10 protein-coding genes are annotated in these 10,739 nt (G+C 66.0%); 9 read left to right on the forward strand and 1 reads right to left on the reverse strand.

What is annotated here, in order from left to right:
* Positions 1-70: 70 nt before the first annotated feature.
* Positions 71-1,012, forward strand: a complete 942-nt coding sequence (locus J5F18_RS03050) for an alanine racemase (protein ID WP_346300876.1) — start codon at positions 71-73, stop codon at positions 1,010-1,012.
* Positions 1,013-1,233: 221 nt separating this feature from the next.
* Here J5F18_RS03050 and J5F18_RS03055 read toward each other — a convergent pair whose 3' ends face one another.
* A complete protein-coding gene (locus tag J5F18_RS03055; RefSeq protein WP_346300877.1) occupies positions 1,234-1,989 on the reverse strand; it encodes a FadR/GntR family transcriptional regulator in 756 nt (251 codons plus the stop codon).
* A 223-nt stretch (positions 1,990-2,212) separates the two neighbouring features.
* Between J5F18_RS03055 and J5F18_RS03060 the strand changes: the two genes are divergently transcribed.
* The 8 genes from J5F18_RS03060 (at position 2,213) to J5F18_RS03095 (ending at position 10,655) form a co-directional block, all read left to right on the forward strand.
* Entirely contained in the window at positions 2,213-2,953 is a 741-nt protein-coding gene (locus J5F18_RS03060) for an SDR family oxidoreductase (protein WP_346300878.1), read from the forward strand.
* Positions 2,954-2,980: 27 nt separating this feature from the next.
* Entirely contained in the window at positions 2,981-3,823 is an 843-nt protein-coding gene (locus tag J5F18_RS03065; protein ID WP_346300879.1) for a fumarylacetoacetate hydrolase family protein, read from the forward strand.
* A 166-nt stretch (positions 3,824-3,989) separates the two neighbouring features.
* Positions 3,990-5,030, forward strand: coding sequence for a zinc-binding alcohol dehydrogenase family protein (locus tag J5F18_RS03070; protein WP_346300880.1), 1,041 nt, complete (start codon positions 3,990-3,992; stop codon positions 5,028-5,030).
* Positions 5,027-6,664 (forward strand): altronate dehydratase family protein, encoded by a 1,638-nt coding sequence (locus J5F18_RS03075; RefSeq protein WP_346300881.1) that lies wholly within the window; start codon positions 5,027-5,029, stop codon positions 6,662-6,664. The genes J5F18_RS03070 and J5F18_RS03075 overlap by 4 nt, the downstream gene beginning before the upstream one ends.
* Positions 6,661-7,791: a mannitol dehydrogenase gene (locus tag J5F18_RS03080; protein ID WP_346300882.1), complete on the forward strand. Its 1,131-nt coding sequence runs from the start codon at positions 6,661-6,663 to the stop codon at positions 7,789-7,791. Before J5F18_RS03075 ends, J5F18_RS03080 begins: the two co-directional genes overlap by 4 nt.
* Before the next feature lie 46 nt (positions 7,792-7,837).
* Positions 7,838-8,824, forward strand: coding sequence for a C4-dicarboxylate TRAP transporter substrate-binding protein (locus J5F18_RS03085; protein WP_346300883.1), 987 nt, complete (start codon positions 7,838-7,840; stop codon positions 8,822-8,824).
* A 61-nt stretch (positions 8,825-8,885) separates the two neighbouring features.
* On the forward strand, positions 8,886-9,353 hold the full coding sequence (locus J5F18_RS03090; RefSeq protein ID WP_346300884.1) for a TRAP transporter small permease: 468 nt from the start codon (positions 8,886-8,888) through the stop codon (positions 9,351-9,353).
* Positions 9,354-9,371: 18 nt separating this feature from the next.
* Positions 9,372-10,655 (forward strand): TRAP transporter large permease, encoded by a 1,284-nt coding sequence (locus J5F18_RS03095; protein ID WP_346300885.1) that lies wholly within the window; start codon positions 9,372-9,374, stop codon positions 10,653-10,655.
* The last annotated feature ends 84 nt before the right edge of the window (positions 10,656-10,739 follow it).

Genomic DNA, 10,739 nt, shown 5'->3' on the forward strand with positions numbered 1-10,739 from the left:
CTGGGGCATCACCCTGGCCACGGCGCCCCAGTGCCGGGCCGCCTTCGCCCATGGTGTCAGGCGGCTGTTGATGGCCAACCAGCTGGTGGGCGAGGCCAATATGGCCATCGTCGCCGAGCTGATCGAGGGCGGCGCCGATTACTACTGCGTGGTGGACGGCGCCGAGAACGTGCGCCAGCTGGGGCGCTTCTTCGCCGCCCGGGGGCTCGAGTTGCAGGTGCTGATCGAACTCGGGGTGTCCGGCGGGCGCTGCGGCTGTCGCGACGCCGCCCAGGTCGAGGCGCTGGTGGCGGCAATCGCCGAGCAGCCGGCCCTGCGGCTGGTGGGGATCGAGGGCTACGAGGGGATGATCGCCGGCGGCGACGAGGTCGCGGCGGTGCGCGCCTACGGCGAGCGGCTGGTCGAGACCGTCAGGGCGCTGCAGGCCAGCGGCGTGCTCGCCTGCGAGGCACCGATCGTCACCGCCTCCGGTTCCAAGTGGTTCGACCTGATCGCCGAGGCCTTCGACCAGGCGGAGCTGCGCGAGCACTACACCCCGGTGCTGCGACCGGGCTGCTATGTGGTGCACGATCACAGGCTCTATGCCGGCGCCATGGCCGAGGTGAAGGCGCGCCAACCGCGCCTGGAGGGCGAGCTGCGGCCGGCGCTGGAGGTCTTCGCTCATGTGCAGTCGCTGCCCGAGCCGGGGCTGGCCGTCGTCGCCCTGGGCAAGCGCGATATCGGCCACGAGCCGGACCTGCCGCTGCCGCTGCGGCTCTATCCGCTGGTCTCGCAGCCGGGCGCGGCCTCGACGCCGGTCGACGTCACGGCCTGGCGCACGACCCATATCATGGATCAGCACGTCTTCCTGGCGATTCCTCATGATGCTGAGATGGATAGTGCCGGCATCGCCGTCGGCGACGTGATCGCCTTCGGCACCTCCCACCCCTGCCTCACCTTCGACAAGTGGCGCCGGCTGCTGCTGGTGGACGAGGCGCTACGGGTTCAGGAGAGTCTGGCGACCTGTTTTTGAGCCTGTCGGACTTAACGCTGATCTACTACGAGATCCGGACTTCCGGCCAATTTCATTCGATCTAATTCGTTAAATAGCACGCTATACGCCCTATCGGTTCGATAAACTTGTCTCAAGATTTGAATCTCTCGCGACGATCGGTCAAATTCGACAGGCTCCTGGGGGTGTGGAATCCTACCGGGTCGTTATCCCTGGCCCCGGCCAGCTGGCAGGCAGCTGGCCTACTCCGCGAAGAACACATTGAGCACGTGGTCCAGATGGACCTCCATGGCGCGTCGTGCCGCCTCCGGGTCGCGCTCCTCGATGGCCTTGACGATGCGTTCGTGATCGCCCTGGGAGCGCTGGGGCATGTCGGTCTCCATGAACAGCTCCTGCAGCCGCCGGAACATCACGCCATATTGGTGGCCGAGAAGATGCTTGATCAGCAGGGCGTAGGCCGCATTGCCCGAAGCCTCGGCGATGCGGATATGCAGCAGGCGGTCACCGGCCAGGTTGCCACCGCCATGGGCGTTGTCGTAGACGTTGCGTTCGAAGGCGGCGCGAATGGCCTTGATGTCGTCTTCGCTGGCATTCATCGCCGCCAGGGCGGCGTTTTCCGGCTCGAGATAGCGACGCGCCTGCAGCAGGGCGAAGGGGGGGATCTCCTCGTCGAGGTTGATCTCGATCTCGCTCTCGAACTCCGGGTCGATGGCCCAGGGCTCCTTGCTGGCGGCGGCACGCATCACCGATCCCGTGGCGGTGGAGCGCGGCTCGAGGACCACCACCCCATGCCCGACCCGCACCTCCACCTGCCCGACAACCTCGAGAGCGATCAGCGCTTCGCGCACCGAGGCACGGCTGACCCCCAGCGACTGGGCGAGCTCCCGTTCCGGGGGCAGCAGGGTGCCCGGAGGGAATTCCCCCTCGATGATCAGTTGCTGCAGCTGGTCGGCGATCTGGCGATACAGGCGCTGTGAGCGAATCGTCTGGATCGGCATGTCGGCATCTCCTGCGCTTGTCTGGTCCCGTTTCGGTCTGAGCCGCAGCGTACGTGACCCTGGTAGTTACGACTAAAGTTCACCCGAAAATTCCGTGCGACACGGTTTCGGGGATTGCCAAGCACCGCCGGCTATCCCATACTCGGACCAATGGTCAGGCCATTGGGCGTCTGGATGTTTGGTCTGATTCATGTTCCCACGATTTTCAGGGATGCGCTACCACATGAGACTCAAGCACAAGACCGCCCTGGTGACGGCGGCCGCCAATGGTATCGGGCGCGCCACCGTCGAGCGATTCGCAGCGGAAGGGGCGCGGGTGATCGCCACCGATATCGACACGGCTTCCCTGGAGGGACTGCCAGGCGTGGAGGCACGCCGCCTGGACGTCACCGACGCGACGGCGATCCGCCACCTGGCCGATGAGTTGCCTGCCCTGGATGTGCTGTTCAACTGCGCGGGGATGGTGCCCAGCGGCAACGTCCTGCAGTGTGACGATCTCACCTGGGAGCGCAGCTTCGCGCTCAACGTCACCTCCATGTACCACACCATCCAGGCCTTCCTGCCGGCGATGTTGAGCCACGGCGGGGGGAGCATCGTCAACATGGCCTCGCTGGCGTCGAGCCTCAAGGGCGTGCCCAACCGCTTCGCCTATGGCGCTACCAAGGCGGCGGTGATCGGCCTGACCAAGGCGATTGCCGCCGACTTCATGGCGCAGGGTATTCGCTGCAACGCCATCTGTCCCGGCACGGTGGAATCCCCGTCGCTGCATCAGCGCATCGAGACCCAGGCCCGCCAGGAGGGGCGCAGCGCCGTCGAGGTGCTGAACGCCTTCATTGCTCGGCAGCCCATGGGGCGACTGGGCCGGGCCGAGGAGGTGGCGGCCCTGGCCACCTTCCTGGCCAGCGACGAGTCGGCCTTCATCACCGGCACCGCCCAGCTGATCGATGGCGGCTGGGCCAACTGACACACCTTGCGAGGAGACTGCTTCACCATGAAACTGCTGCGATTCGGCCCTGAGGGCCAAGAGAAGCCCGGCCTGCTCGATGGCGACGGCACCGTGCGTGACCTGTCGGGGGTCATCGACGATCTCGCCGGCGGGGCGCTGGAGAGTGAGAGCCTGCAACGACTGCGCGAGTTGGACGTTGCCAGCCTGCCGGCCGTGGCACCCGAAGTGCGGCTCGGACCCTGTGTGGGGCGAGTCGGCAAGTTCATCTGCATCGGTCTGAACTATTCCGACCACGCCGCGGAAACCGGCGCCGAGGTACCGCCGGAGCCGGTGATCTTCAACAAGTGGACCAGCGCCATCTGTGGCCCGAATGACGACGTCGAGATCCCGCGTGGCTCGCAGAAGACCGACTGGGAGGTAGAGCTCGGTGTGGTGATCGGTCAGGGCGGACGCTACATCACCGAGGAGGATGCCCTGGATCATGTGGCCGGCTACTGCGTGGTCAACGATGTCTCCGAGCGGGAGTTCCAACTCGAGCGCAGCGGCACCTGGGACAAGGGCAAGGGCTGCGACACCTTCGGCCCTCTGGGCCCCTGGCTGGTGACCCGCGACGAGGTGCCGGACCCCCACGCGCTGGCGCTCTGGCTGGAGGTGGACGGGCGGCGCTACCAGGACGGCAGCACCCGCACCATGGTCTATCGCATCCCCTTTCTGATCAGCTACCTGAGTCGCTTCATGAGCCTGCAGCCCGGTGACGTTATCTCCACCGGTACCCCGCCCGGTGTCGGCATGGGGCAGACGCCGCCGGTCTATCTGCGTCCCGGCCAGCGGATGCGGCTTGGTATCGAAGGCCTGGGTGAGCAGTCCCAGCGTGTGGTGCAGGCCTGAGGGCCTGCACCCTTCGACCTATGTCTAACTCTTGATCCCCCGATAACCCTTGAGTCAGGTCCCTGAGTGGGGCATCGTGTGCCATCAAAGGCCTGACCACTGGATCAAAGAACCTGTCAGGCCTTTTGCGACATGCTGCACTGCGCCTGACCCAGAGGAACCCGATATGCACGTTCTCGTCTGTACACAGCCCCATCAGCTGGAGCTCCGGGAGGCACCGATGCCGACCTGTGGCCCGGGTGAGGCGCTGGTCAGGATCCGTCGCGTTGGCGTCTGCGGCACCGATATCCACGCCTATGGCGGCAATCAGCCCTACTTCGACTATCCCCGAGTGCTCGGCCATGAGCTCTCCGGCGAGGTGGTCGCCGTCGGCGATGCCGATCGCCAGGCCCTGGTGGGGCAGAACGCCTACGTCATCCCCTACCTGCACTGCGGCGAGTGCCGCGCCTGTCGCAGCGGCAGGACCAACTGCTGCCAGCACATGCAGGTGATCGGCGTGCATCGCGACGGCGGCATGGCCGATTATCTGGTGGTGCCGGTCGAGCACCTGGTGACCTCAGCCACGCTAGACCCCGAGCGGCTGGCGCTGATCGAGTGTCTGGCCATCGGCGCCCATGCGGTGCGCCGCAGCGGTATCGGCGCAGGTGAACTGGCGGTCGTCGTCGGCGCCGGTCCCATCGGCATGGGGATTCTACAGGTCGCCCGCAGCCGTGGGGCGCGCACTCTGGTGGTGGATACCAATCCCAAGCGCCTGGCGTTCTGCCGGGATACGCTGGGCGCCGATGCCGTGGCACACGCCTTGGATGACGACGTGGTGGCGCGCATCGAAGCCCTCAACGAGGGCGCCCTGGCGGAGGTGGTCTTCGATGCCACCGGCAACCCCCGGGCCATGAACCGCGGCTTCGACTTCGCCGGCCATGGCGGTCGCTACGTGCTGGTCAGCGTGGTCAAGGCCGATATCGCCTTCCACGACCCCGACTTCCACAAGAAGGAGCTGTCGCTGCTGGGCAGCCGCAACGCCACCCGGGAGGATTTCGAGGCGGTGGCACGCCTGATGGAGGCCGGCGAGCTGCACGCCGAGGCGATGATCACCCATCGCGGCGCCCTGGGCGAGATGCCCGAACTGATGCCCCGGTGGTGCGATCCGGCCAGCGGCGTCATCAAGGGCATGATCACTCTCGACGATACCCAGGAGGTGTGGCCATGAGCGAGCTGATCACCCGCCAGGCGGCGCGGCTCAGCCTGCGCGTTCACGCCCTGGACAACGTGCGGGTCGCCCTGACCGATCTGCCCGCCGGTACCGTCATCGAAGAGGACGGCCACACCCTCACCCTGCCGGCGGCGGTGCGCCACAAGCACAAGTTCGCCCTGACAGCCTTGGCGGTGGATGACCTGGTGATCATGTACGGCGTCACCGTGGGGCGCGTGACCCAGCCCATCGCGGCGGGGGAGGCGATCACCACCGAGAACCTCGAGCACTCCACCGCCGATGCCCGCCCCCAGGGGCGCCACGATAGCTGGCAGCAGCCCGATGTCAGCGCCTTCCAGGGCGTAACCTTCGACGGCTATCACCGCCCGGACGGTCGCGTCGGTACCGCCAACGTCTGGCTGGTGGTGCCGCTGGTCTTCTGCGAGAACCGCAACATCGAGGTGTTGCGCCAGTGCGTGGCCGATGCCCTGGGCGACGACCCCTATCGGGACTACAAGCGGCTGGCCCGTCAGCTGCTGCACGGTGAGGCGGCGGAGCTTGAGGCGAAGCGGCCCGGGGAGCGCCTCTTTCCCAACGTGGATGGCGTGCGCTTCCTGACCCACCACCTGGGCTGTGGCGGCACCGACGGTGATGCCGAGACGCTGTGCCGCCTGCTGGCCGGCTATATCTGCCACCCCAACGTGGCCGGTGCCACGGTGCTGAGCCTGGGGTGCCAGAAGGCCCAGATCGCCATGCTTCAGGCGGCTATCGCCGAGCGCGATCCCCAGGGCCTGAAGCCGGTGGACTACTTCGAGCAGCAGCGCAGCGAAAGCGAGGCGTCGCTGATCCGCGAGGCCCTGACCGCGATCTTCGCGGGCCTGAAGCAAGCCAACCGGGTGGCGCGGCAGCCGGCGCCGCTTTCGGAGCTCACCCTCGGCGTCGAGTGCGGCGGTTCGGACGGCTTCTCCGGGCTCTCCGCCAACCCCCTGGTGGGTGCGGTGGTTGACCGCCTGGTGGCCTTGGGCGGCAGCGGCATTCTCAGCGAGTTTCCGGAACTCTGCGGCGTCGAGCACGAGCTGCTGGCCCGCTGCCGCGACGAGCAGGTCGGTGAGCGTTTCCAGCAGCTGATGGATGCCTATCAGCGCCATGCCGCGGCGGTGGGCGCGCACTTCTCCATGAACCCGTCGCCCGGCAACGTGCGAGACGGCCTGATCACCGATGCCATGAAGTCGGCCGGGGCGGCCAAGAAGGGCGGCGATAGCCCGGTGGTGGACGTGCTCGACTACACCGAGCCCGCCACCCGCAAGGGGCTCAACCTGCTCTGCACGCCGGGCAACGATGTCGAGTCCACCACCGGTCTGGTCGGCTCGGGTGCCAACCTGGTGCTCTTCACCACCGGCCTGGGAACGCCCACCGGCAACCCGGTGGCACCGGTCATGAAGATATCGAGCAACAGCGAGCTGGCCGGCCGCATGCAGGATGTCATCGATTTCGATGCCGGCCCGATCATCCGTGGCGAGGTGGAGATCGGCGAGCTCGCCGACGAGCTGCTGAAGCTGTGCATCGAGGCGGCCTCTGGGCGCTACGTGCCCAAGGCCGTACGCCTGGCTCAACTCGACTTCATTCCCTGGAAGCGCGGGGTGTCGCTGTGAGCCTCGCCCTCGACCGGGCCGGTATCGTGCAGTTCGGCACCAGCCGCTTCCTGCTCGGCCATGTGGCGGCCTTCGTCGGAGAGTCGCTGGCCGCCGGGCGCAGCCGAGACAGCATCCTGGTGGTGCAGACCTCGAGCCGCCCGGAGGGCAAGGCCAAGGCGCGCGCCCTGGCCGAGCAGCGCCGCTATCCGCTGAGGGTGCGCGGCCTGCGTGACGGCGCCGCCGTGGACACGCAGCGGGAGGTCGAGAGCATCGCCGGCTGCCTGATCGCCGACGAGCAGTGGCCGGTGCTGGAGCGCCACTTCGTCGAGACCGCCCGCTGGGTGGTCTCCAACAGCGGCGACAACGGTTACCAGGTCGGTGACGACACCAGCCTGGCCGAGGTGCCGAAGAGCTTCCCCGGCAAGCTGACCAAGCTGCTGCATGCCCGCTACCGGGCGGGGCGCGACGGCCTGACCCTGCTGCCTTGCGAGCTGATCAGCGGCAACGGCCGGGTGCTCAAGGAGACCGTGATGGCGCTGGCCCGCCGCGACCATGCCGATCCCGACTTCGAGGCCTGGCTGGACGAGCGCTGCCTATGGGTCGACACCCTGGTGGATCGCATCGTCTCGGCGGCCATCGAGCCCGTGGGGGCCGTGGCCGAGCCCTATGCGCTCTGGGCCATCCAGGCCACGCCGGGCCTGGCCTTGCCCTGTGATCACCCTGATGTCCAGGAGGTCGAGTCGCTGCTCCCCTATGAGCTGCGCAAGTTGCACGTCCTCAACCTGGCCCACAGCTATCTGGTGGATCAGTGGCGCCACCGGGGGCTGTCACCCGGTATATCGCTAGTGCGCGAAGCCATGCAGGAGCCGACGCTGCGCGAGGCCCTGTGCCGGCTCCTCGACGAGGAGGTGCTGCCGGTGCTGGAGCAGGAGCTGCCGGGGCTCGATCTGGCCGCCTATCGCGACGGCACCCTGGAACGCTTCATCAACCCCTATCTCGATCACCGACTGGCCGATATCGCCCAGCACCATCCGCAGAAGATTCAGCGCCGTCTGCAACCGGTGTCCGACATGGCACGGCGACATGGCCTGGCAACACCTCGTCTCGAGGAAGCCATCAGCCGAGCCGCATCACTTGTTGGGTGATTACACCCACCCACTAGACCACAACAACTGAAATGAGGAGCTCAACATGCGCCTGAACAAACTCTCGCTCTTTATCGCTGCCGCCTCCGTGGCCGGCATGGGCCTGACCAGCACCGCCCAGGCGGAGACCGTCATCCGTATCGCCTACGGCAACCAACCCGGTGAGCCGGTGGATGTTGCCGTCAATCAATGGGCCGAGTGGGTCAGCGAGGCCAGCAACGGCGAACTCGACCTGCGTCCCTTCCCGGCCAGCCAGCTGGGCTCTGAGACCGAAGTGATGGAGCAGGCCCGGTTCGGCTCGGCGATCATCGCCATCACCGCCTATAGCAACTTCCTGGATTCGGTGCCGGATCTGGCGGTGCTGGACGCTCCCTACCTGGGTGAAGATTTCGAGTCCAAGCTGAAGGTCTTCGACTCCGAATGGTTTGCCGACCAGCTCGAGCAGGTGCACTCCTCCGGTTATCACATCGTTATCCCCAACACCGTCTATGGCGTGCGCCACTTGCTGTCACGCAATCCGGTCAGCCACCCGGACGATCTGAATGGTGTGCGAATCCGGGTCCAGAACTCCCAGATGTATGTCGAGGCGATCCGCGCTATGGGCGCCACCCCGACGCCGATGTCACTGGGTGACGTCTATCCGGCCCTGGCCCAAGGCATGGTGGATGGTGTCGAGAACCCCGCCGCCGTGCTGCATGGCGGCAAGTTCCACGAGGTGGTCAAGCACCTCAACCTGACCGCTCACATGCATACCGTGGCGCCCTTCGTCACCGGCCTGGCCTTCTGGGAACAGCTCAGCGAGGAGCACCAGCAGATTCTCACCGAGACCGGTCAGCAGATGGCCGAGTATCTGGGTGAGCTGGTGGCCGAAGAGAGCGAGGAGGCCCGGGAGCGCCTGCGCAGCGAGGGCGTCGAGGTGCACGAGGTAGATACCCAGCCGTTCCGCGAGCGGGCCGCCGAGCAGATCCCCACCGCTTTCCCGCAGTGGAGCGACGGCCTCTACGAGACCGTCTACGAGATCATCAACGGCTGAGCGTCCCAGTGAATGACAGGCTCCCCGGCGTGGCCGGGGAGCGTCTTGCAAGGAGCCCTCGATGAAGACGGTCTTTTCCTGGCTTGACCGGATCATGCGCTTGGACGAGGTGGTGGCCACCGCTGCCATGTTCGCTCTGTTCCTGGTCGCCATCAGCAACATCTTCATGCGCTACCTGTTCAATGCCCCCCTGGCCTGGACGGAGGAGGTGCTCCAGCTGCTGCTGGTGTGGGCCACCTTCCTGGGGGCCAGTGCCCTGGTGCGCCGCAAGGAGCACGTGTTCATCAGCTTCCTCACCGATAAGTTGCCGCCTGGGCTGGCGCGCTGGAACGAATGGATCTTCAGCCTCGGTGTGATCCTGATAAGCGCCCTGGTGATGCTCTACTGGGGCATCCAACTGCTCGGTTTCTCCGGGTTTCGTAGCACGCCGATGCTGCAGATTCCCTACTACTGGATTCATGTGGCGATCCCCGTCAGCGCCGTGGTGATGATCTACCACTGCGTGGCGAGGATAGTGCTGCGCCGCTGAGCAATAGAGGTTTCCCTTATGGCTGTTGGTGTCGCACTCGGCGCCCTGTTCCTGCTTTTCTTCCTGGGAACGCCGGTCGCCTTCGCCCTGTTCTTCTCGACCTTCCTGTACTTCTTCGTCGGCGCCGATCAGCCGACCATGATGCTGATCCAGCGCCTGGCCGGTGGGCTGGAGTCCATCTCGCTGCTGGCCATTCCCTTCTTCATCATGGCCGGGGTGTTCATGAACCACTCCGGCATCACCGAGCGCCTGCTGAGGCTGGCCGAGCTGCTGACGCGACGCATGCACGGGGGATTGGCCCAGGCCAACGTCCTGCTGAGTACCTTCATGGGGGGCCTCTCCGGCTCGAACATCGCCGATGCGGCGATGAACTCCAAGCTGCTGGTTCCCAGCATGACCGAGAGGGGCTATCCCAAGGCCTTCTCCAGTGCGATCACCGCCTCGTCGTCGCTGGTCACCTCGACCATTCCCCCCGGCATCGCCCTGATCGTCTACGGTTACGTCAATAACGTCTCCATCGGTCGGCTGTTCCTGGCCGGCGTGGTGCCCGGCATCCTGATGGCGGTCTGCCTGATGGCACTGGTTTCCTGGAAGTGCCGCCAGCAGGGCTATCAGCCACCGCAGCGCACTCGAGTGTCGCGTAGTGAATTGATCAGCGTGACCCGTGCCGGGATCATTGCCCTGCTGCTGCCGCTGGTGGTCATCGGCGGTATCCGCGTTGGCGTCTTCACGCCGACCGAGGCGGGTGCCATGGCGGTTCTCTACGCCCTGATCGTCGGCATGTTCGTCTACCGGCAGATGACACCGCGGACCGTCGCCCTGGCCACCAACGAGTCGCTGATTGCATCGGTCAACGTGCTCTTCATCATCGCCGTGGCCTCGGGGTTTGCACGCTTCCTGACCTGGGAGCAGATCCCCCAGGAGATCGCCATGCTGCTCTCTTCCCAGGTGGGTACGGCGATCGCCTTTCTGCTGCTGGCCAATTTCATTCTGCTGTTGCTGGGCATGTTTCTGGAGGGCAATGCCATCCTGATCGTGCTTTCGCCACTGCTGGCGCCGGTGGCGGCCCAGTTCGGCATCGACCCGGTGCATTTCGGCATCATCTTCATCCTCAATGCCGCCATCGGCACCATTACGCCACCCTTGGGGACGGTGATGTTCACCACCTGCAGTATCACCGGGGTCAAGGTGCCGGAGTTCATCCGCGCGGTGCTGCCCTTCTGGCTGGTAATGGTCGGCGTCCTGCTGCTGGTCACCTTCATACCGGCGCTCTCGCTGGCGCTGCCCAACCTGATCTTCTGATTCCATGACAGGAGCCATCATGCAAGCCATCCATCCCCGCGACTGCCTGCCCGAGGACCTCGACCGTGCGCTGCTGGTCGGCCG

The organism is Halomonas sp. BM-2019, assembly GCF_017584085.1.

What these genes read in the sequence shown, in the direction of transcription:
- J5F18_RS03050 (WP_346300876.1), top strand. Translation starts at nt 71, where the DNA reads ATGGCCAACCAGCTGGTGGGCGAGGCCAATATGGCCATCGTCGCCGAG.
- J5F18_RS03055 (WP_346300877.1), bottom strand. Translation starts at nt 1,989, where the DNA reads ATGCCGATCCAGACGATTCGCTCACAGCGCCTGTATCGCCAGATCGCC.
- J5F18_RS03060 (WP_346300878.1), top strand. Translation starts at nt 2,213, where the DNA reads ATGAGACTCAAGCACAAGACCGCCCTGGTGACGGCGGCCGCCAATGGT.
- J5F18_RS03065 (WP_346300879.1), top strand. Translation starts at nt 2,981, where the DNA reads ATGAAACTGCTGCGATTCGGCCCTGAGGGCCAAGAGAAGCCCGGCCTG.
- J5F18_RS03070 (WP_346300880.1), top strand. Translation starts at nt 3,990, where the DNA reads ATGCACGTTCTCGTCTGTACACAGCCCCATCAGCTGGAGCTCCGGGAG.
- J5F18_RS03075 (WP_346300881.1), top strand. Translation starts at nt 5,027, where the DNA reads ATGAGCGAGCTGATCACCCGCCAGGCGGCGCGGCTCAGCCTGCGCGTT.
- J5F18_RS03085 (WP_346300883.1), top strand. Translation starts at nt 7,838, where the DNA reads ATGCGCCTGAACAAACTCTCGCTCTTTATCGCTGCCGCCTCCGTGGCC.
- J5F18_RS03090 (WP_346300884.1), top strand. Translation starts at nt 8,886, where the DNA reads ATGAAGACGGTCTTTTCCTGGCTTGACCGGATCATGCGCTTGGACGAG.
- J5F18_RS03095 (WP_346300885.1), top strand. Translation starts at nt 9,372, where the DNA reads ATGGCTGTTGGTGTCGCACTCGGCGCCCTGTTCCTGCTTTTCTTCCTG.